The following is a 20,361-nucleotide window of genomic DNA, read 5'->3' on the forward strand; positions in this document are numbered from 1 at the left end:
ATCCTCTCTGCGCTAGGCCGTGGAATACGGCTTCGTCTGGAGAGGCAATCTAAGGAAAGCTTAAACGCGCTGAATGTAAGCCGAGTCTTGCCGCCTTACGCGTTGCGTTGCGGCGGATTACAGGATCCGGTAAAGCAGTCGCTCGATCCGCACGCGGCTCACCCGACGCAGAAACTTGCCGACCGCCGGGGGGTAATCCACCAGTGTCTGCAACTGCGCGTACCCGTCGATGCGGGTGGTGTGCTGGAAAATCTGCTCAAGCTCGGTCCGCCGTGGGTCCAACCATTGCCCCTGGGGATCGTCGATCAACAAGGCGTTTTCCAAGTCGAGACGGAACGCCCGAGGGTTTAGGTTGTTGCCGGTGAGCAAGGTGTAACGCTGGTCGATCCACATGCCTTTGAGGTGGTAGGTGTTGTCGCCATCGCGCCATAGGTGCAGGTTCAATTGGCCGCTGTCGATCATCGGCTGGTGGCGCTTGGCAAAGCGACGCAGGCTGATTTCGTACAGGTATGGCAGTGCCGCGATGACCTTGAAAGGCTCGCTGGGTGGGATGTAGAAGTCGTTGGCGGTCTTGTCACCGACGATGATGTCGATCTTCACGCCACGCGCCAGGGCACGGTTGATCTCGCGCGTGACCGCCAATGGCAGGTTGAAGTACGGCGTGCAAATGGTCAGTTGCTGCTGGGCGCTGGCGATCAACTCCAGGATCACCCGGCTCAGCGGGTTGTTCTTGCCGACGCCGAGCAACGGGCTGACTGACAGGTGGCCATTGGGCAACTGCCCGGCCGTGGTGTCGTAGGTCGCGTGCTTGAGGCGGCTGCGCAGGTCGCCGATGTCGTTGCGCAGGCTGCGGGTGGTGGGCGGGTTGGGCAGGTCGAGGCGGTGCACCGCTTTGGACGCTACCAGGCCGTGTTCCACCAAGTGCTGCATCGAATCGGCCAGGGGCTTGCTGTGGATCAGGTGATAACGGTCAAACCGGTATTTGTCGAACTTGTGCAGGTACACATTGTTCAGGCTGGCGCCGCTGTACAACACGCTGTCATCGATCACAAAGCCCTTGAGGTGCAACACGCCAAACAGCTCGCGGGTTTGTACCGGAACGCCGTACACCGGCACTTCGCTGGCATGGCTCTGTGTCATGGCCTGGTACCAGGCGCTGTTGCCGGGCTGTTTGCCCGCACCAATCAACCCGCGTTGGGCGCGTAACCAGTCGACCACCACCACGATGTCCAGCTCCGGCCGTGCAGCCTTGGCGGCGTGCAAGGCGTCGTAGATCTCCTGCCCTGCTTCGTCCTGCTGCAAGTACAGCGCCACGATGTAGATACGCCGGGTGGCCTGGGAGATTTTTTCCAGCAGGCAGCGGCGGTACGCATCCGCACCGGACAGCACATCGAGCGCGTCGGGAGTGAGGGGGAAACCACGCAGTTTGGGCAACAGGGAGCGTTTGAAGAACGACGGCATAGGGCTCGCAATGGGTCGAATCCGAAGAGGCCCCGAGCTTACACCATGGGGTTGCTCAGGTCTCGTTGCCTCGTAGGAAAAAGCCCATTGACCATGAAGAACGATCGTTCTACTGTGTGCGACATGAACGACATTACTGGCAATGAAACCCGCGACATTATCCTCGACGTCACCGAGAAGTTGATCTATCGCCACGGCATCGCCGCCACCGGCATGGACTTTCTGGTGAAAACCGCTGGCGTCTCGCGCAAGAGTATTTACCGCTACTTCGCCAATAAAGACGAGTTGGTGATCGCGGCCCTGCAACGCCGCGATGAACGCTGGATGCACTGGCTGCGCGGCGAAGTGGAACGCGTCGACGGCAGCGGCGAACGCCTGCTCGCGCTGTTTGACGCGCTCAGGACGTGGTTCGGCTCGGCGGATTTTCGCGGCTGTGCCTTCATCAACACCAGCGGTGAAACCGGCGACCCGCACAGCCCGGTGCGCCTGCTGGCCAAAGCGCATAAACAGAAACTGTTCGAGTACGCACTTGAACTGTGCCAAGCCCATGGCACCTGCGACCCCGAACGGCAGGCAGCACACCTGCTGATCCTGATCGATGGCGCCATTACCGTTGCCCTGGTCATGGGCGATACAACCGCTGCTGATAACGCGCAATGTATGGCGCGAACGTTATTAGGGCTTTGAATGCACTGGCCGAGCCACTTTGTCTAAACAGGAGCGTTGAAATGTCATCCACCCCAGAAACACGCCCGCCGCTGCCGCCATTCACCCGCGAATCAGCGATTGAAAAAGTCCGCCTGGCCGAAGACGGTTGGAACTCCCGCGACCCACAACGTGTGTCCCTGGCTTACACCCTGGACACCCAGTGGCGTAACCGCGCCGAATTCGTCCATGGCCGCGAAGAAGCCAAAGGCTTTCTCACGCGCAAATGGGCCAAGGAGCTGGATTATCGGCTGATCAAGGAATTGTGGGCCTTCACCGACAACCGCATTGCCGTGCGGTATGCCTATGAATGGCATGACGACTCCGGCAACTGGTTCCGCTCTTACGGCAACGAGAATTGGGAATTCGACGAAAACGGCCTGATGGCCAACCGTTTTGCCTGTATCAACGACAGGCCGATCATGGAAAGCGAGCGGCTGTTCCATTGGCCGCTGGGCCGACGCCCGGATGAGCATCCGGGGTTGTCCGATCTCGGCCTGTAAAACCTGGTGCGGTTCAAATGTGAGAGGGGCAAGCCCCCTCCCTACGCTGAGTGCCTCAGTCCTGATTAAGGCCGACCCGATACAACGCACCATCATCCTCATCCGTCAGCACATACAAAAAGCCATCCGGGCCCTGCCGCACATCGCGAATACGCGCCTTCAAACCTCCCAGCAAACGCTCCTCGTGGATGACCTTGTCGCCCTCGAACTGCAACCGAATCAGCTCCTGGCTGGCCAGCGCGCCGATGAACACGTTGTACTGCCACGCCTTGAACCGGTCACTGTCGTAGAACGCCATGCCGCTGATGCCTGGTGACTTTTCCCACACATGATGGGGCGCCACGGTACCTTCCGCCGTCTTGCCTTTGGCCTCCGGAATCGGCGTCAGGGAGTAGTTGATGCCGTGCGTCGCCAGGGGCCAGCCATAGTTTTTGCCACGTTCGACGATGTTGATCTCGTCACCACCACGGGGGCCGTGCTCGTTTTCCCAGATCGTGCCGCTCCAGGGGTTCAGTGCCAGTCCCTGTGGGTTGCGTTGGCCGTAGGACCAGATTTCGGGGCGTACGCCCGGCTGACCAACAAAGGGGTTGTCATCCGGCACGCGGCCGTCGGGGTAGATCCGTACGACCTTGCCTTGCAGCTTGTCCAGGTCCTGGGCAGTGGGTCGGTCGTTGTTTTCGCCCAGGGTCACAAACAGGTACCCATCCTGGTCGAAGGCCAGGCGCGAGCCAAAGTGATTGCCGGTGGAGAGCTTCGGCTCCTGGCGCAGGATGACTTTGAAATCGATCAGGCCGCTGAGGTCCGCCGCCAAACGTCCACGTCCCACCACAGTGCCGGCCGTGCCGCCTTTGCCGCCGCCTTCGGCGTATGACAAATAGACCGTGCGGTCCTCTTTGAAATCGGGCGACAGCACCACATCGAGTAAACCGCCCTGCCCCTTGGCCCACACCTCAGGCACGCCGCTCAGCGGAGCCGAGAGTTTGCCATCCGGGCTGACAACGCGCAGGTGGCCAGGGCGTTCGGTAACCAGGAAACCTTGCTGGTCCGGCAGAAACGCCACGGCCCATGGGTGGTCCAGGCCTTTGACGATCGAGGTGACAGTGAGGCTGCCTTGTTCACTGGGGAACTGCTGCGAATCGGCGGCGTAGACCGTCGTCAGGGTCGTCGCGCACATAACGGCTAACAGGGTTTTGCGTATAAACATAAGACGAGTCCTTACCGGCGATTGCCGTTGGCATCAAACGTGGGGGCTTTAGTGTCGGTGGCCGGGCGGCTGGGCGCGGCCTCACGCTGGGGGTAACGGTTGCCGATGCCGCCGTTTTCCAGGGTCGGCGGGCGCGTGGCCGGCACGGTCTGGATACCGCGAATCGCCGGCGCATTGGGCTGCGTGCCCTGCATGCTGTTGGGGTTGGCCCGGTGAATGGGGCCATTGTTGGTGTTGTTGCCGCCAGGCAGGTTCTGCGCTTGAGCGGTGGCTGCAAGTGCCAGGCTCAGCGCCAGCACTGCAAGATGACGCACGCGGGTGATCATGACAAAGCCTCTCTGGGACGAGGAGTACCTGCTTTCGATACCACGCTACGCCTGGGGTTCGGCTTTGGTAACTAAATACTTCCTCATCAGGTGTAACACGATCTGTCCGCGCATCCATCCAGGGAAACTTTTTTAACCGCCCGCGAGTCACCCGAACACAGTCTCTTCTCAAGGAATCGCACTTATGCCACGGGCCATCTGGAAAGGCGCCATCAGCTTCGGTTTGGTTCATATCCCTGTATCGCTGGTCTCCGCCACGTCCGCACAGAGCGTGGATTTCGACTGGTTGGACAAGCGCAGCATGGACCCGGTGGGCTACAAGCGCATCAACAAAACCACTGGCAAGGAAGTGACCAAGGAGCACATCGTCAAAGGCGTAGCGTTTGAGAAGGGACGTTATGTGGTGCTCAGCGAAGAGGAGATTCGCTCGGCCCACCCCAAGTCCACTCAGACCATCGAAATCATCGCCTTTGTCGCCAGCGACCAGATCCCCTTGCAGAACATCGACACGCCCTACTTCCTGGCGCCGGACAAACGCGGCGGCAAGGTCTACGCGCTGCTGCGGGAAACCCTCAAGAAAACCCGCAAGGTCGCCCTGGCCAATGTGGTGCTGCACACCAAGCAGCACCTGGCGGCATTGATGCCCCTGGAGTCCGCACTGGTGCTGGTGATGCTGCGCTGGCCCGCCGAGGTGCGCAGCCTGGATGAATTGGAACTGGGCAGCGACGTAACCAAACCCTCCCTGGCCAAAGGTGAACTGGACATGGCCAAGCGCTTGGTGGAGGACATGAGCGCCGACTGGCAACCGGATGCCTACCGCGACAGCTTTCAGGAAAAAATCATGGCGCTGGTGGCGAAGAAGGCCAAGGCCGGCAAGATTGAAGATGTGGAATCCAAGGAAGGCAGCGAAGAGCGCAAGTCGGCCGATGTGCTAGACCTGACCGAACTGCTCAAGCGCAGCCTGGCGGGTAAGCCTGCGGCGAAAAAAACCGCCAAGAAAAAGGCCTCTTGAGCCTGGCATTACAGGGAGAACGCCATGGCAAAGCCGCTGAGTGAATACAATCGCAAGCGCGATTTCGAGATCACCGCAGAACCTTCCGGCAAGGCGACCACGGGCAAACGAAAGACGTCGGCACTGTCATTCGTGATCCAGAAGCACGACGCACGCAACCTGCACTATGACTTTCGCCTGGAACTCGATGGCGTGCTCAAAAGCTGGGCCGTGCCCAAGGGCCCAAGCCTCGACCCCAGCCAGAAGCGCTTAGCGGTTCACGTGGAAGACCACCCGCTGGGCTACGGCAGTTTCGAAGGCAGCATCCCGGCAGGTCAATACGGCGCCGGTGATGTGATTGTCTGGGACCGTGGGGTCTGGCAACCCCATGACGACCCACACAAGGCTTACGCTGCCGGCAAACTCAAATTCACGCTGGTAGGTGAAAAACTCTCGGGCGATTGGGCGCTGGTGCGCACTCGCTTGAAAGGCAGCGGTGACAAGGAACAGTGGCTGCTGATCAAAGAGCACGACCAACAGGCGCGCCCTGCCGCCGACTACGACATCGTGCAGGCTGAGCCTAAAAGCGTGCTCAGTGATGCCTCCATCGCCCCCACCAAGACCCAGCCGAAAGCCAAGAAAGCAGCCGCTGCACTGCCCGAGCAATTCACACCGCAACTGGCAACCCTGGTAGACCGCGCGCCCGACGGGGAATGGCAGTATGAAATCAAGTTTGATGGCTACCGCATGCTGGCGCGGATTCGCGACGGCGAAGTCCGCCTGTTTACCCGCAACGGCCATGACTGGACCGAGCGCCTGCCGCGGCAGGTCAAGGCCCTGCACGCCCTCAAGCTCAAGGACAGTTGGCTGGATGGCGAAGTGGTCAGCCTCAACCCTGAAGGTTTACCGGACTTCCAGTCCCTGCAAAATGCCTTTGACAGCGGCCGTAGCCTGGACCTCGTCTATTACCTGTTCGATGCGCCGTTTCTGGATGGCGCGGATCAGCGCCAGGCCCCCGTAGAGGATCGCCGGGCCATGCTCAAGGCGGCGCTGTCTGGAAGCAAAAGTAAGTTACTGCGGTTTTCTGAAGCCTTCACCGCCCATCATCAGGACATTTTACAGAGCGCCTGCAACCTGGCCCTGGAAGGGGTAATCGGCAAACGCATGGGCAGCCCCTACACGTCCGCTCGCAGTACTGACTGGATCAAGCTCAAATGCCGTTTGCGCCAGGAGTTTGTGATTGTCGGACATACCCGTCCCCAGGGTTCGCGCAGCGGTTTTGGCGCATTGCTGCTGGCGGTGAATGACGACAGCGGGTTGAGGTACGCCGGTCGCGTCGGCACCGGTTTTGATCAAGCGTCGTTGGAGGCTATCTACACGCAGCTCAAAGCGCGGGCGCGCAAAAGCTCGCCTTTGCACAAACCTCTGACCAGTGCCCAGGCGCGAGGCGTGCAGTGGGTGGAGCCGACGCTGGTGGGGGAAGTACAGTTTGCCCAGTGGACCCGTGACGGTGTGGTGCGCCACGCCACTTTTATGGGCCTGCGCAGCGATAAACCGGCCGCGCAGATCGTGCACGAACAGCCGCAGGTGGCTGAATCCAAGAAAGCCCCGCAAGCCAGGACCGTGTTGAAGATCACCCACCCTGAGCGAGTGATCGATCCACTAAGCGGCACGCAAAAGCAGCAATTGGCGCAGTTCTACGAAAGTATCAGCGAGTGGGTCCTGCCCTTTCTGCGCCATCGCCCGGTGTCCTTGCTCAGGGCTCCGGAAGGCATCGAGGGCGAGCAGTTCTTTCAGAAGCACTCGGAACGCCTGGCGATTCCCCATATCAAGCAATTGGACGCCGCGCTGGACCCAGGCCACGCGCGGCTGATGGAGATCGACAGCGTCCAGGCACTTGTCGGCGCTGTGCAAATGGGCGCCGTCGAATTTCATACCTGGGGCGCCACCTCAGACAAGATCGAAACCCCTGACCTGTTTGTGCTCGACCTCGACCCGGATCCCGCGCTGCCCTGGAAAAGCATGCTGGAAGCGGCACAACTCACCTTGTCGGTACTGGACGAACTGGGCCTCGATGCGTTCGTCAAAACCAGCGGCGGCAAAGGCCTGCACCTGGTAGTGCCGCTGGCGCGACGGGACGGTTGGGAGCCGGTAAAAGCCTTCGCCAAAGCCATTGCCCAGTTTATGACCGAGCAACTGCCGGAACGCTTTACCGCCACCTCCGGGCCGAAAAACCGCGTGGGCAAGATCTTTATCGATTACCTGCGCAATGCACGGGGCGCGAGCACCGTGGCCGCCTACTCGGTACGGGCTCGGCCAGGGCTGCCGGTGTCGGTGCCGGTCAGTCGTAAGGAGTTGCAGGGGTTGCGTGGCGCGCAGCAGTGGACGGTGGCCAATCTGCACCAACGCTTACAGGGACTGAAGGAGGATCCGTGGGCGGGTTATGCCCATCGGCAAAAGATCAGCAAGAAAATGTGGGACAAACTGGGCGCCCAGCCACCGCAGTGAGGGGCGCCCTGGCCGGGCGTTAGATGAGCACGAAGATCAGCGCCAAGGCCGCGAAAATCGCCCATTTTTCCAGGTAGTAACGGGTGCGGTTGCGTTTCTTCAGCTCTTTGCCGCGCAGGCGGATCTTGTACAGACGCGTAAACGCTCGGTTCAGTCCGCCGGTCTTGTCGCCAGCGTCGTTGGGCGAACCCGCCGCCGCCATCACTGTGCGGCTGAACCAGCGATTGAACGCAGCAGCCCAGCGGTATTTCATCGGTCGCTCGACATCGCAGAACAGGATGATGCGGTTCTGCTGCGTGGTGTTTTCGGCGCAGTGAATATAGGTCTCGTCGAACATCACCGGTTCACCATCACGCCAGTAGTAGCTCTCACCGTCCACATTGATGTAGCAGCCAGGATCATTCGGGGTATCCAGGCCCAAGTGATAGCGGTAAGAGCCGGCGTAGGGATCGCGATGGCGTACCAGTTTGGAACCCGGCGGCAGCTCGGCGAACATCGCAGCCTTGATCGAGCCGATGCTCTGCACCAGCTCGGTGGTGCGCGGGCAGAGCTTCATTGCGGAAGGATGGCTGTCGCCGTACCACTTGAGGTAGAAACGCTTCCAGCCCGACTTGAAAAACGAGTTGAAGCCCACGTCGTTGTAATGGTCGGAGCGCTTGATCGCCCCTGCCCTCATGAGGTTCTGGCCTTCCTGGCGAATCTCTTCCCAATGCTCCTGCAACGGGCTTAGGTCAGGGAAGTCGCTGGGCGAGAGAAACGGTCGACCGGGGAGTTTGGAGAACAGGTATAGAAAACAGTTGATGGGTGCCAGGAAGGTTGAATGGTCACTGAGCTGGCGACCCAGCTTGTGTCGCACCCGGCCACGCAGGTGTACATACGCAATGGAGGCGACATAGAGAACAACAATGATGAGCTTCAAGGGATTTCGTCACACGTCAGTAGAGAACAGGCTGCTCCTGCGTGCCCACGACGGCCGAGGATGAATAGCAGCACCTGAAATCACAATTCACAGACAGGCAACATGAGCGGCTTGATGACAAGCGGTTACATGGCCATTGGCAGTTATTTAGCCATATTCTGTAACGAAAAGTTAACTAAGAATTGTGAAAAGCTGTCTACTTAGGCAGGGTTCGCACCTGCACAACTACAAGGAATGGTTATGTCGCCCACTTTAGATCCGGATCATCAGGCCCTTCAGGGCGCCTGGGAGCAAACGTCACTTGAGGACAACGGTGTCCTGAACCCGGTAGACGCTCACACTGCTCCCGGTGCCATCACCACCATTTCTGGCGACCGCTTCGAAGTGAAAACCGTGCAGGGCGACCTGTTGCTGGCCGGCCGATTCTCCCTGGACAGCAGCACTACACCAAAAAGCATTACGTGGGTCGATTCCATGGGCGATGACGCCGGCAAGCCGTTGCCTGCCAGCTACCGCCTTGATGGCGACGAATTTGTATTTATCGCGGCCGATGAAGGGATGCCCAGGCCCACCGTCTTCAGCACCGGCCCCGGTCAGACCATGCGCAGCTTCGTGCGGCGCGCTTGATCAATACGCCGTCCGAACCTGCGACATGCTTTTCACACAGCCTTCACTTTCGGCGCGATAGGGTAAAGCCTACCTACTCCAGTGAATCCCTTGGCCCGCCTCTTTAAGCGGGCTTTTTTTTGCGTGGACAAACCGTATCAGGCAGGCCTTTTAGTGGCGGTCAAGGTAAAGCACAGCGGCAATTGCGCCGCTTGGTGCTCGTACTGATCGTAGAGTTCTTCACGATTGGAATGCGCGTATTCCTGCAAGTGACTGATCTGCAGGTCTGCGCAAATCGCGGCGCTCACCACATCGCCCAACGTGTGCACGTACCAATAGGAAGTCGGTCCGACTACCTCACCCTGACCTTCATAGACAATCGACTCCTGCAGCACAAAGGGTTCAAGCTGAAAGTACGAGCTGGCAGGTAGCAGCGGGTTCTGCGCCCTGGGGTCGAACACTTCCAGGAACGGATGGGTTTCGTACATCACCAGCGAACCGCCGGGCTTCAGCGTGCTGGCGACATGGCGCATGAACAACGCCACATCCGGCATCCAGCCGAGCACGCCGATGGTGACCAAGGCGATATCAAAGCGCTCGTGTAACCGCTGCGGCAACTGGTGGATATCGCTTTCGATAAATTCAGGAGCATGAGGCGACACATCGGCAAGCTCACGCGCTTGCCGGAGAAACGCGGCGGACTGGTCCACCCCCACCACCGAGCGTGCGCCGAGGGCGAACAGCGACAGGCTTTCTCGACCGTTGTTGCAGCCCAGTTGCACCACGTCCTTGCCGGCGACACCCAGGTCCTGCAGAACCCCTGTAATGGTTGGGTCCAGGCAGGAAAAATCGGCGTTACCAACACCGGTCAGCAATGCGCTCCAGGTGTCGGTGGTTTTATGCAGGCCGGCAGATTGGTCCCAGGCGTCCTTGTTGCTGGCAATCGCCTGTTGAGCTGAGGGCATGTCCATTGCGTCTCCAGATAAGTCTTACGGCGGGGCACCGAAGATAAGCCACATGCCGGCGTATTGAAACTCCAGGCAACTGCGGAAACTTAACGCTCACCGCGCAGGTCATTAACGCAATGAGTGTTCAGCCGTTGAACGCCCCCTCTGCGAAGCCGTCATCGTGGCCAATCACTCCGACCTGCGAAATGCCTTGTCCCTGGACAGCCTGAACTTCTTTCTGGCGGATGTGCGCGACGGCCTCGGCCCGTACCTGGCCATCTACCTGCTGGCCGTGCACAAGTGGGACCCGGCCAGCATCGGCGTGGTCATGACCCTGGCGGGCATCGCCGCGCTGCTCACCCAGGGCCCGGCGGGCGCACTGATCGACCGCACGCGCAGCAAACGCGCCGTGGTTGCGCTTGCCGCCATCCTGGTGACCGCCAGCTGCCTGGTGCTGCCCTTCGTCAGCTCCTTCAGCCTGGTGGCGTTGACCCAAGCTGCCAGCGCCGTCGCCGCGTCCGTGTTCGCCCCGGCGATTTCCGCTATTTCCCTGGGGATCACCGGCCCGCGAGCATTTACCCGCCGCACCGGACGCAATGAAACCTTCAATCACGCCGGCAACGCCGTGGCCGCGCTGCTCGCCGGTGGATTGGCCTACCTGTTCGGACCGGTGGTGGTGTTCTACCTGATGGCGTTTATGGCGGTGGCCAGTGTGGTCGCGGTCAGTTGCGTGTCAGCCAAGGCCATCGACCATGAAGTGGCCCGCGGCTTCGACCCTGCCCACGCCACCGATCATGAACAACCGTCGGGCCTGAAGGTATTACTGGCCAACCGTCCGCTGCTGCTGTTTGCCATTTGCTGCGCCTTGTTCCACCTGGCCAATGCCGCCATGCTGCCGTTGGTCAGCCAGAAGCTGTCCCAGATCAACCTGCAGATGGCCACCCCGCTGACCTCGGCCTGTATCGTCGCCGCGCAATTGGTGATGGTACCGATGGCCTGGCTGGTAGGGGTCAAGGCTGACGTGTGGGGACGCAAGCCGCTGCTGATATTCGGTTTCATGATTCTGCCGCTGCGTGGCGTGCTCTACACCGTGTCCAGCGATCCCTATTGGCTGGTGGCTGTGCAAATGCTCGACGGCATCGGCGCAGGGATCTTCGGCGCGCTGTTCCCGGTGATCGTCAAAGACCTGACCCAGGGTACCGGGCGTTTCAATGTCAGCCTGGGTGCGCTGTCCACCGTGTTTGGCTTGGGCGCGGCACTGAGCAACAGCCTGGCGGGGTTCGTGGTGCAACAGGCGGGCTATAACGCGGCCTTCTTAACCCTGGCGGGCGTGGCGGGCGCTGCGTTGGTGCTGTTGTGGGTGGCGATGCCGGAGACGTTGGAGAAACCGCTCTATGCGCCCCATGCGCCTGCTGCATGATAGAAGCGACACAGAAAACCCGGCACATGGCCGGGTTCCTTTCTCTACACATACTCAGTTGTCGGGATGTTCGCTGGCGACCGAATCGGCAGCATCGACATCGGACATGTCCTCTTCTAGAGGTGCATCATCGTCCGGCGGCAGAGGGATATTGTCCTCATCATTTCTCGGGTCGTGGCCTGTCTCGTTGTCTGTGCCACGTGTTACGGCCTGCTGTGAAAGATTGCCGGGGGCGTTCTCATTGATGTCCATGCTGGCTCTCCGTTCTTACGCTCGGGATATCCGCGCTTAAAGATGTGAGGCGGCAGATCCTGGCAAGTGCCAAGCATTAGACGAATGGCGAAAAAATACAGGCATCGTGTGCGGACCTTTTAGCTACCAACTGCGTACGCACTGATTACCGATAGCCGTCCGGACTCGTCTTCCTCAGGTTTTCACAAATATCACGCAGGACATCCGCAAGTGGAGGTTGGAGCAGAAAGGACTTCATTTCCGAGACTGCCGCTTTGTATGAAGGATCAGCGTTGACCCTCCGGAACTCGGACTTTCTCTCTTCGCTGAAGGTGGGATCACTGACCAGTCCTTCTAGGGTCAAGCCACGCTCGGGATTTCGCTCGTCGCATATCTCAAGTGCAGCGATGAAGCTGACGGCGACCTTTTCTTCGCGTATCGGGTGAGTTGCTGTAGCTGCCTCGACTGCAGTGGCAGCGGATAGAAGCCCCCACAACGCTGCGCTTTTTCCTGAGAACACTTATTTACTCCTGATTTGGGCAACTGAAACTGCCTCTCACTTATGGACCGTATGAGTCGTTCATTTGTCCAGATTCAGTAGTTCGTGCATCCGCTCGCCAATTATTCCTCGCAGCCAGGCAGCATGAAACTCCATCTCTTTCAGGGAAGTACCCTCAGCAAATTGGTATTCGAACACCTTGTCCTTCGGCCCCCGATACACAACGCTGAAATGACCATCGCGATCATACGAAGCGACTACGTAGGGGCAGATGTAAATAATGTCGCTAAACAGCACGCGCACTTGGGTGGGTTTACGTGCGCGACGGATGACAGTGAGGGTAAGCAGTTGCTGGTTTTCGTCGAACGTAAAGGCCTGCACCCTAGGCTCAGAGAAAATCCACGCGAAGACCAATCCCATAACCACGACAGAGCCGAGCAGGAACAGGATGAGCGACGACGTTGTAAAACTCGACTCATCGCTGGACGGCACATCCTGCATCGCACCGAGCCCGATAACGAGCAAGATCGCCAGCCCGAAGGCAGGCAATAACATAATCACCGCAGCGCAAAAGCCCAAAATGGCCGAACCCGTGCTGCCAATGATCGGTAAGTCCGGACCACCCTGCCAAATAGATGGGTGGGCGGCGGGATTTTCAGTGCGTGGTGCGGCGGGTGGTGCGGCGACGTGGTGAGGTGGACTTGGACGATTCATTAGGCAGGCTCAAGGGTGCTGTATAGACGGTACCACTACTGCCACTTCTCTAACCCGCAGAGCGTATTGATTCAACGGGTATGAAGGCAGGGCTACAGAAGCTGTTTCATGAACTCCTGAGTCGGAACATCAAGCCCCATGCTCTCACCGAACACCACCTTGATCCCATCATTGGCAATTAACAGCATCTCGCAGTGCATACCAATGGCAGTCGTCAAATGGTTGAAATCACGCAGTTCTTCCACATACTTGTCTTTATAGGATTGCAGCCGATGAGAGGTCAGGTCTCTGAGACTCGGGTCAGTTTCTTGAGCTAAAGCGCCCTCTTCTGCTAACAGACGTCGCTTAGTCAACCCCACTTGTAAGTTGGACATCCGAAAGCGCGTGTATGTGCGTATGACGCTTATGGCGCGAGATGTGAACTCGATTGCCGCGTCTTTTTTCGTCTCAGCACCCGACCAATCGGCAGATTGCATCTCCAGCAAATCCGCTGTTAGCGCCTTCTCGGCATCTTCACCGCGTGCCAAGAAGCTAGACAGGTCTAATGCCGGCTCAGCGTCAAAAGCAAGTAGGTGCGAGGCGACTAATGATGACGCTTTAGCCACATTGTCACGGCCCTGATATGCGCTCCATCCAGAACCGGCTATTCCACATCCAAAAACAATCAGCAAAAGCGCGACGGTAATTTTTCTCATGGATCCCTCCAAATCATCCAGAAAGGCTATCACGGCGACTTTCAAAAGCGGAATTGAGCCAATTGGCATCATGACAATGACTAGAGCGCGGGGCTTCTTGAGCGCGCGCAGTAAAGCCTAGGGCGCTCAGAACATCTTTCCTGTAATGCGTTGCTGGTGGAGGCCAGGTCCAGCACACTAAGTCCGCGCTTTTCACTTGAAGGAGTAGGTTCAAATGACAGCTCTACTAGGCTCGATCCCGCTTGTTATCCTGGACGTTCAAGATGCGATTGATAGACCAAACTGGGATGAAAAAAGTAATCCTGAATACTTGGCAGTGATCCAGCGCCTTCTAGGCCACTGGCGATCAAACGGCTGGCCAGTTATTCATGTGAAGCACGATGAGCGCACTCCTACATCCAGCTACTTCGTCGACGGCCCTTGGAATGGCATCAAGAAAGAGGTCGCCCCGATACAGGGAGAAGCCGTCATCATCAAACAGGAAAACTGCGCCTTTATTGGCACCGAATTGGATGCCACTCTCACACAGATGCAAGTAAAACGGTTGGTGCTGACGGGCGTTGTTATTCACAACAGCATGGACGCCACCGTCCGTGCGGGGAAAGCGCTCGGATACAGCATCATCTTACCGTCAGATGCAACGACCGCCGTGCCCGTTGTTGGGGCGAATGGAAAGTCTTGGGACGCGACAACCGTTCATGAACTGACCCTAGCAATACTCAATGATGAATACGCCGACGTAATGTCATCGGACGAAGTGATCGCACAATTCACGCTATGAACTATGAAGGTACCCAGTGCCGCAGAAGCATTTGACACGCATCAATCGCCAGCTATTTCGACAGGCGTATGAGCATGTCCTTTGGGTGCCAAAAATACCTAGCGCATATCGCAATTGGAGTGACCTTTATCTTTTCCCCCCAACGCTGCTCCAAGCCAAACACCGGAGCAGACGATCATTCCAGCGTCTGCCAGTAATAGGGATGGCAACTTGCGCTTCATTGCGTGATCCCTCACAACAGAGTCGAACCCCTAACATACCGTCCTGTCCAGGCATCCAGCGTGGGTGGCATTCCAGTGAAAGTAACCGACAGGTTTGAACAGGCAGGCACTGCGCTTAAAAAGTTATTTTATGAGGAGGTGCATCCACTTTGATCGTTGGCTCGTAGATTCAATACCCTCACCCGGAGGGCATAAGAGCCAAGGAGATACATCATGCACGCTTTTTTCAAAAAACTTGCTGCAACAGCCTGCTTCGCGATTCTCTCCGTAACTGCAACGTTCAGCTTTGGTGCCGACCCCGTAATGGTCGGAGGTGCAGCTATGTACCCGACCAAAACCATCGTTGAGAACGCGGTCAACTCGAAGGACCACACGACACTGGTAGCCGCTGTCAAAGCTGCCGGCCTGGTTGATACGCTCAATAGCAAAGGTCCGTTCACCGTGTTCGCCCCCACAAACGAAGCCTTTGCAAAGCTGCCAGCGGGCACCGTCGATACTCTGGTCAAGCCTGAGCACAAAGCCGACCTAACTAAAATTCTGACCTACCACGTCGTGCCGGGCACTCACACATCGGCACAACTGATGGCCGAAGCCAAAAAGAACGGCGGCACCGTTGTGTTGAAAACAGTTCAAGGTGAGTCACTCAATATCAAGCTGCATGACGGCAAGCTTTGGGTGGTGGATGCCAAAGGCGGTAAGGCTGGTATCAGCATCGCAGACGTAATGCAGTCCAACGGCGTAATCCATGTTGTGGACTCAGTGTTGATGCCTTAAGCGCTCTTTAAGCCCGGCAGACGCAAAGCTTGCCGGGTATTGGCAACCTGCATAGACACTTCAGTTAATCCGAATTCAAGGTATGGAAATTTCGCCGGGTGGCGCTGGGTGAGAGCCTAGGTAAATCCCGGCATGATGAGGGTGAACCGTGTGCCCGACCTGCATCACGATCATGTCGCCACGCTGCGGCCGTCTAAGTGAACGAACCTGCCAGCAGTCCCAGGCACCGTGAACAAACGAACGCTTGAGCAGCGGCGTCTGTCCGTTCGGCATGATCGTCCAAAGGTCACCGACCTGTTGAGGCACCCTGTAGCGTCAGGCACACTTGCGCGGACTCATCGCCCAAAAAGGAATTTACGATGCCGTTTTCACCGGAGGAAAGAGCCGCTTTGCTCGCGCTCAAAGGCGTAGGACCAACCGTCATTACTCGGCTTGAGCAAATGGGTATCGAATCGCTCGCCGAACTCCGCAAATCAAATGTTAGTGACATCCTGGCTCAAGCATCCGCGGCATTAGGCTCGACTTGCTGGAAGAATAGCCCTCAAGCCAGAGCGGCCATCACCGCTGCAGTGGAGCTTGCGAAGCGCTCTACAGAGCAAATCCCGGCCCGGTAGGCACGTTCGATTGACTCCCAGTCGGGTTGCTTTTGGTCATGGAGAATCCCCTACCATCTGATGGGTCTGTGCATGGGCATGGAGCAAGCGTTGGGGCAGACCGGAAGCCTTTGCAGCGTCCACAGCATCGGCAATTGCCTTGTCGAGCAGGCGCAGCAGACAGTCCATGCGCTCGTCTCCGCGGGCCATGATTGAACAAAATGTCTTCTTAGCCAAAAACGAAAAAGCCCAGCAGTCGCGCTGGGCTCAGATATGAAAACTCAGTAAAAAATATGAGCCGTGCTACTTAATCCTTGCAACGCGTTTGCGGCGACTCCGTACCTGCGAGCCTTTTTGGCAATGCAAACGGCAGGTTAGGGATAGAGGTAAGCTCGACTACGCCAAACATGCACATAAGCACCGCATTCCCATCCGCGTTTGGTGCGCTGCTGAGTCCAACCAGGGCCTCATAGTCTTTCCCGGGCTCCAGAGTGAATACTTTCGCCTGGCCTGGGCAAACAGCGTAAGTGCTGCCGTAGCTGCCGGCGGACGCACCCAATGTTGCGATCTGAAAGGGTGCATCCGTTTTAACGCGGTACTCAGCCACAATCTCGGTGTATAAGCCTTCGGCCATCCGAACAGATCCGATGTACTGCTGAAGCTTGGGTGAAACCCTTCCCGGCATTCCAAGACTGGCGGGCTTAAGTGGGTACTGGGGGTAGTTAATGCTCGGCTGCCCTTCCTCTGAGAAGCGGCCAGCTTCAGCCATTTTGTGGCGAGTATCCGGGGCGCAGCTGCCCGTCACACTATCGCCAAACACATTAGAATTGGTGATCACACGAACGCGAGCCGTATTGTCGGCCTGAGGTGGATCGACATAGGGAACAGAGGGGAACCCCCCACAACCAGCAAGGGCGATAGACGAAGAAAACAGGAGCAACCAGGTATTACGCATGTACTACATCCTTGAACTTACCTAAGCGCCATCGTGTGCGAATCAGACTAAAAACTCTAGACATTAATCCTCAGTAAAAACCTGACAACGCGCTTTATATTTTCTTGCTTGCCCGGTTTGTCCCGCCTCTTGGGCATCTAAAGTATCTGCGCTGCGACGGCAATAACAGTTTGCGTTTTTGAATCAGCTCAGGCATCACTCCCTGCTCAGAGCGGAAGATGTGGTGGGGTCGAAAAAGAAAGGACCTTAGTGACGGCTAAAGCCTCAAAAGTCTGCATGAAATTGATAGACCGAACGATCGGAAGGCTAACTAGTCCAACGCTTACCGGATCAGATAACGCAGCGTCCGCAGTTCGGCCATCACCCTATCTCTCGGTATCACCACCCGACAGACCTCTCTGAATTCCAGTTTCCAGGATTGACCCTTTTGGGTATGGCTTCGGCCAAGAGGCTCTAATGGAAAATTTAATACCCTATAAAATTCATTATCTACACGATGGGAAGCCGGAGCACTTCTATACGAATGCAACGGCGTTCAGCGAAAGCGATGCGATTCGCATGGCCACAAGACACGCTGGTGAGGGCCCTGAATATTGGATACCGATAGGTCTGTCTCGGGACTCAATATTAAAAATTGCCGACAAGCTGGGTATTACGAAGGTCCGTTGGAATAAAGCCGGGTAAAACCACCGGCGCCGCCGCAGTTCTAACTCGCAAAGTTCGCGAATAAAAAACCCGGCGCGGTGGCCGGGCTTAGTTGGATGATCTCCAGCGCAAGCTCGGCCGTTGAATAAGCCCGAACCGCCCTTGGACGAGATTGAAAAAGAGACGAAGACGGCCCACGTCTGTCGCGGCGTCGCCTGGGGGGGGAAGTGGTGGAGCGTACTAAAACGGGTGCAGACCGCTTGGTTTTGTGGAATGCCCCTGCCATGCCACCCCTTAAAATCGTCGGTGAATACGCAGAGCGTCAGAAAAAGGGAAAGCCACAGGGCCTTGAGACGCCTTTTATTTTCCTGCCGTCATGGACTCCAGAGCCCCCTAACTCGAACGTTACCTGCAAAGGCATTAATAGGGGCCCGGCGCCGAAAGTTCTTAATACCCGTCGTCCTCTGCCATACAACTGTCGTCACACATATGCGACAATGCGCGCCAAATTCCAACACACATCCCCATTTTTTTGCTCAGCGACCGGGTTTCGCGCCTTGATGTCGCTGTTGATGCATGCCTGACGGCGCCTGCTGCCATGCTCGCAACCCATTGATAGGTAAAGTAATTGATCTCCACAGCTAACATCACCATGCGGTATGAAACGCATTCTGATGATTACTGCTGATCAGTGTTTACTGGGCCAAGTCGTCATGAGTAATCAACGATAAAGTACAGAAATGCACCCGTTGGTCCCAAGATTGGTCCCAACGGGCAAATTTCAGCCCATGCCGAAACTGCATAACCCTTCCCCGGCGGCCTGCCGACTGAACACAAACCACCAAATAGCCCCACTACTCCTGAGACATCTCACATCGCAGCATTCGGTCAAAAGCGGACCTTCGCGATGACTTCTCCAATCCTGAAACCCACGCAAGTGCGTTGCTGGCCACAGGTATTGCCTCAATCGATTGGATCGCTGAACAAATGGGGTATAGCAACGGGAACATGATTCGCCAGCACTATGGAACGTTGATCAACGAGGATGGGCCTGACGTGGTGGGGATGCTGCAGTTGGCCCTAAAGCTTTCGCCGGTCACAGCTCTACACTGAACCCAGTGATACCCACCGTTCGGCAAAGCGGCCCACCGCCGTCAGGCTTGCCCAGGTGCGCAATGGCTCACGCCGCGAGCGCACCGGTACCAAGCTCGCAGTTGGGCCGCCCAGTCGGATAGACAATGTCCACTTGCTGATTTGGCCGGCAACACGGCCGACGACGGCTTGCCGGATAGCCTACTGGCTTGCTAGAGCCTTTAGCGTGTCCGATTGGATCGCCTCGCCGATCACGGTGCCAGCTCCTTACGGCGCAAGTCGGCGGCGACATCTACCGCAATAAATAGCGCCTCGACGGTGGACGGGGTCAGCGTGCGCGACGCTTGTACCCCCTCCACAAAGCCTTCGGCGCGTTCCTGGGCCAGTTCTAAAGCGCGCAAATCTGCAACACGCCCGAGGCGTGCCAGGTGACTGGCCAAATTGACACGGATCAAGTCCGGTAGGCTGACCCCGTTAAGGGAGAACACGTCGCTCATATGTTTTTCGCCGCTGTATTGACGCCCAAGCGATCCGCGCCAGTCTTCCAGACCTCGGCCAGAGTGGCTGTCATGGCCAGTTCTGTTTCGTTTGCAATCAGTTCAGCATCCCGCAAGGCCTGCGTATAACCGACGGCGTTATCGTAAGCCCGTATAGCAACAGCCTCGTCTCTAGCTGCATGTAGAGCGCTCAAACGCAAATACCAGGCTCTTTGGACCCTCTCGTTTGGTAAACCGGGCTGATCGGTGTTGACGAATACGTTGGTGACTGGCATGCCCGATTCCTAAATGTTAAGCGCAGCTTGTGCGCTAACCAGTACAAGGGGCACCGGTACGCCAGTATAGGGGGGCGTGGTTACCGCAGCCAACGAAAAAGGCCCCCGCACCGGGCGAAGGTGTGGGGGCCTTTTCAACATAAGCGGTGTATGTCGAGCTAGGCAATACCGAAATTTCTTACTCGCTCAAAATTTGGCAGAGTCGCTTTTCAAGCGCGGATTTGAACAAGATTCGTAGATTGCATGCATCGAGATCTGAAATAGTCCCATCTAGTCGAAGCCTAAAAATCAGGTCATGCGTCCGAATCTCACGGCTCCGTGCTTCAAGTGCGCTGGGTGCGTACGCAATCCCGGCGAGCAAATGAGCCGTCACGCCCTTCGCGGGATGAACATTACTCCTGGCAACAGACATAGCTTCTTTCCCTCGGTCGCAAACGGTTGAATAAACGCTTACGAATCTGCGCTTACCTGTACTGAGTAGTGGGTCCAACACTAAGTTCATGAAGAAACGATGTGCACCCCATCTTGCCAGTAAATACGCACCAAAAAGAAGCGCCAGTCCCATGGTGGTCCCATGGAGCTATTTTTTGAACGCCAAAAACCACAAACCCCCGACTTTCTCTAGTAAAATCAGTGGTTTGCGTTTTCAGAATGTGGCGATGAAGGAGAGATTCGAACCTGCAACAAGTCAATCAGCTAAACAATTCACTCGGTATCCGCGCAATGACGGCTTCCGGCCAGAAGCAGTCATTAGTTGACGCCTATGTCCGGTGGTATAACAGCGCCACCAGACATAGTT

Annotated in this window: 23 protein-coding genes and 3 pseudogenes; 11 read left to right on the plus strand and 15 right to left on the minus strand. The window is 57.3% G+C overall.

Features of this window, described 5'->3' with window-relative positions; all coding sequences use genetic code 11:
- Positions 1 to 117: 117 nt before the first annotated feature.
- A complete protein-coding gene (pssA, locus tag AB4N82_RS26370) occupies positions 118 to 1,461 on the minus strand; it encodes a CDP-diacylglycerol--serine O-phosphatidyltransferase (protein ID WP_122763678.1) in 1,344 nt (447 codons plus the stop codon).
- A 123-nt stretch (positions 1,462 to 1,584) separates the two neighbouring features.
- On the opposite strand from pssA, the gene AB4N82_RS26375 reads away from it, so the two are divergent.
- Together AB4N82_RS26375 and AB4N82_RS26380 are read left to right on the plus strand one after the other, a co-directional pair.
- The gene (locus tag AB4N82_RS26375) at positions 1,585 to 2,148 is read left to right on the plus strand and encodes a TetR/AcrR family transcriptional regulator (RefSeq protein ID WP_095185029.1); all 564 of its coding nucleotides are present in this window, start codon (positions 1,585 to 1,587) and stop codon (positions 2,146 to 2,148) included.
- A 41-nt stretch (positions 2,149 to 2,189) separates the two neighbouring features.
- On the plus strand, positions 2,190 to 2,669 hold the full coding sequence (locus AB4N82_RS26380) for a nuclear transport factor 2 family protein (protein ID WP_095184891.1): 480 nt from the start codon (positions 2,190 to 2,192) through the stop codon (positions 2,667 to 2,669).
- A 55-nt stretch (positions 2,670 to 2,724) separates the two neighbouring features.
- On the opposite strand, the gene AB4N82_RS26385 is transcribed toward AB4N82_RS26380, so the two are convergent.
- The gene (locus tag AB4N82_RS26385; RefSeq protein ID WP_460103806.1) at positions 2,725 to 3,873 is read right to left on the minus strand and encodes a PQQ-dependent sugar dehydrogenase; all 1,149 of its coding nucleotides are present in this window, start codon (positions 3,871 to 3,873) and stop codon (positions 2,725 to 2,727) included.
- 11 nt (positions 3,874 to 3,884) lie between these two features.
- Positions 3,885 to 4,199 carry a hypothetical protein gene (locus tag AB4N82_RS26390; protein ID WP_032891269.1) on the minus strand — a complete coding sequence of 105 codons (315 nt, stop codon included), beginning with the start codon at positions 4,197 to 4,199 and terminating at the stop codon, positions 3,885 to 3,887.
- 184 nt (positions 4,200 to 4,383) lie between these two features.
- Here AB4N82_RS26390 and ku point away from each other — a divergent pair, with 184 nt between their 5' ends.
- Positions 4,384 to 5,211 (plus strand): non-homologous end joining protein Ku, encoded by an 828-nt coding sequence (gene ku / locus AB4N82_RS26395; protein ID WP_122763679.1) that lies wholly within the window; start codon positions 4,384 to 4,386, stop codon positions 5,209 to 5,211.
- A 24-nt stretch (positions 5,212 to 5,235) separates the two neighbouring features.
- On the plus strand, positions 5,236 to 7,698 hold the full coding sequence (ligD, locus tag AB4N82_RS26400; protein WP_122763680.1) for a DNA ligase D: 2,463 nt from the start codon (positions 5,236 to 5,238) through the stop codon (positions 7,696 to 7,698).
- A gap of 19 nt (positions 7,699 to 7,717) precedes the next feature.
- On the opposite strand, the gene lpxO is transcribed toward ligD, so the two are convergent.
- The gene (gene lpxO, locus AB4N82_RS26405; protein ID WP_122763681.1) at positions 7,718 to 8,617 is read right to left on the minus strand and encodes a lipid A hydroxylase LpxO; all 900 of its coding nucleotides are present in this window, start codon (positions 8,615 to 8,617) and stop codon (positions 7,718 to 7,720) included.
- Between the two features lie 240 nt (positions 8,618 to 8,857).
- Between lpxO and AB4N82_RS26410 the strand changes: the two genes are divergently transcribed.
- Positions 8,858 to 9,244, plus strand: a complete 387-nt coding sequence (locus AB4N82_RS26410; RefSeq protein ID WP_032891263.1) for a TIGR03067 domain-containing protein — start codon at positions 8,858 to 8,860, stop codon at positions 9,242 to 9,244.
- 137 nt (positions 9,245 to 9,381) lie between these two features.
- On the opposite strand, the gene AB4N82_RS26415 is transcribed toward AB4N82_RS26410, so the two are convergent.
- A complete protein-coding gene (locus AB4N82_RS26415; RefSeq protein ID WP_122763682.1) occupies positions 9,382 to 10,194 on the minus strand; it encodes a class I SAM-dependent methyltransferase in 813 nt (270 codons plus the stop codon).
- Between the two features lie 157 nt (positions 10,195 to 10,351).
- Here AB4N82_RS26415 and AB4N82_RS26420 point away from each other — a divergent pair, with 157 nt between their 5' ends.
- The gene (locus AB4N82_RS26420; RefSeq protein ID WP_099602364.1) at positions 10,352 to 11,590 is read left to right on the plus strand and encodes an MFS transporter; all 1,239 of its coding nucleotides are present in this window, start codon (positions 10,352 to 10,354) and stop codon (positions 11,588 to 11,590) included.
- A gap of 54 nt (positions 11,591 to 11,644) precedes the next feature.
- On the opposite strand, the gene AB4N82_RS26425 is transcribed toward AB4N82_RS26420, so the two are convergent.
- From AB4N82_RS26425 to AB4N82_RS26440, 4 genes are all read right to left on the minus strand, one after another.
- The gene (locus AB4N82_RS26425) at positions 11,645 to 11,842 is read right to left on the minus strand and encodes a hypothetical protein (protein ID WP_095184895.1); all 198 of its coding nucleotides are present in this window, start codon (positions 11,840 to 11,842) and stop codon (positions 11,645 to 11,647) included.
- Between the two features lie 145 nt (positions 11,843 to 11,987).
- The gene (locus AB4N82_RS26430) at positions 11,988 to 12,341 is read right to left on the minus strand and encodes a hypothetical protein (protein ID WP_032891258.1); all 354 of its coding nucleotides are present in this window, start codon (positions 12,339 to 12,341) and stop codon (positions 11,988 to 11,990) included.
- A 60-nt stretch (positions 12,342 to 12,401) separates the two neighbouring features.
- Complete coding sequence (locus AB4N82_RS26435) at positions 12,402 to 13,034, minus strand: hypothetical protein (RefSeq protein ID WP_163034970.1); 633 nt, start codon at positions 13,032 to 13,034, stop codon at positions 12,402 to 12,404.
- A gap of 92 nt (positions 13,035 to 13,126) precedes the next feature.
- Positions 13,127 to 13,729, minus strand: coding sequence for a hypothetical protein (locus tag AB4N82_RS26440; RefSeq protein WP_460103810.1), 603 nt, complete (start codon positions 13,727 to 13,729; stop codon positions 13,127 to 13,129).
- Positions 13,730 to 13,943: 214 nt separating this feature from the next.
- Between AB4N82_RS26440 and AB4N82_RS26445 the strand changes: the two genes are divergently transcribed.
- Positions 13,944 to 14,510, plus strand: a complete 567-nt coding sequence (locus AB4N82_RS26445) for an isochorismatase family protein (protein ID WP_122757235.1) — start codon at positions 13,944 to 13,946, stop codon at positions 14,508 to 14,510.
- Between the two features lie 434 nt (positions 14,511 to 14,944).
- The gene (locus tag AB4N82_RS26450; RefSeq protein WP_095184899.1) at positions 14,945 to 15,505 is read left to right on the plus strand and encodes a fasciclin domain-containing protein; all 561 of its coding nucleotides are present in this window, start codon (positions 14,945 to 14,947) and stop codon (positions 15,503 to 15,505) included.
- Between the two features lie 90 nt (positions 15,506 to 15,595).
- Here the strand turns inward: AB4N82_RS26450 and AB4N82_RS26455 are convergent.
- Positions 15,596 to 15,796 (minus strand): annotated as a pseudogene (locus AB4N82_RS26455) (phage tail protein); the annotation flags it as partial.
- A 68-nt stretch (positions 15,797 to 15,864) separates the two neighbouring features.
- Between AB4N82_RS26455 and AB4N82_RS26460 the strand changes: the two are divergent.
- The gene (locus AB4N82_RS26460; RefSeq protein WP_032891253.1) at positions 15,865 to 16,119 is read left to right on the plus strand and encodes a Pathogenicity locus; all 255 of its coding nucleotides are present in this window, start codon (positions 15,865 to 15,867) and stop codon (positions 16,117 to 16,119) included.
- Between the two features lie 36 nt (positions 16,120 to 16,155).
- Here the strand turns inward: AB4N82_RS26460 and AB4N82_RS26465 are convergent, their stop codons facing one another.
- The gene (locus AB4N82_RS26465; protein ID WP_256583473.1) at positions 16,156 to 16,287 is read right to left on the minus strand and encodes a hypothetical protein; all 132 of its coding nucleotides are present in this window, start codon (positions 16,285 to 16,287) and stop codon (positions 16,156 to 16,158) included.
- Between the two features lie 118 nt (positions 16,288 to 16,405).
- Positions 16,406 to 17,053, minus strand: coding sequence for a hypothetical protein (locus tag AB4N82_RS26470; RefSeq protein WP_095184900.1), 648 nt, complete (start codon positions 17,051 to 17,053; stop codon positions 16,406 to 16,408).
- A 456-nt stretch (positions 17,054 to 17,509) separates the two neighbouring features.
- On the opposite strand from AB4N82_RS26470, the gene AB4N82_RS26475 reads away from it, so the two are divergent.
- Positions 17,510 to 17,737: a DUF6555 family protein gene (locus AB4N82_RS26475; RefSeq protein WP_032891251.1), complete on the plus strand. Its 228-nt coding sequence runs from the start codon at positions 17,510 to 17,512 to the stop codon at positions 17,735 to 17,737.
- 888 nt (positions 17,738 to 18,625) lie between these two features.
- Positions 18,626 to 18,811 (plus strand): annotated as a pseudogene (locus AB4N82_RS26480) (site-specific integrase); the annotation flags it as partial.
- Here AB4N82_RS26480 and AB4N82_RS26485 read toward each other — a convergent pair.
- The 3 genes and pseudogenes from AB4N82_RS26485 to AB4N82_RS26495 all read right to left on the minus strand — a co-directional run bounded on the left by AB4N82_RS26485 (position 18,795) and on the right by AB4N82_RS26495 (position 19,562).
- Positions 18,795 to 18,988: pseudogene (locus AB4N82_RS26485) on the minus strand (hypothetical protein). The pseudogenes AB4N82_RS26480 and AB4N82_RS26485 sit on opposite strands and share 17 nt — an antisense overlap.
- Positions 18,989 to 19,041: 53 nt before the next feature.
- Entirely contained in the window at positions 19,042 to 19,287 is a 246-nt protein-coding gene (locus tag AB4N82_RS26490) for a hypothetical protein (RefSeq protein ID WP_095184902.1), read from the minus strand.
- Positions 19,284 to 19,562, minus strand: a complete 279-nt coding sequence (locus AB4N82_RS26495; protein ID WP_095184903.1) for a hypothetical protein — start codon at positions 19,560 to 19,562, stop codon at positions 19,284 to 19,286. Before AB4N82_RS26495 ends, AB4N82_RS26490 begins: the two co-directional genes overlap by 4 nt.
- Positions 19,563 to 20,361: the final 799 nt, after the last annotated feature.

This window comes from Pseudomonas sp. H1_D04 (assembly GCF_054683855.1).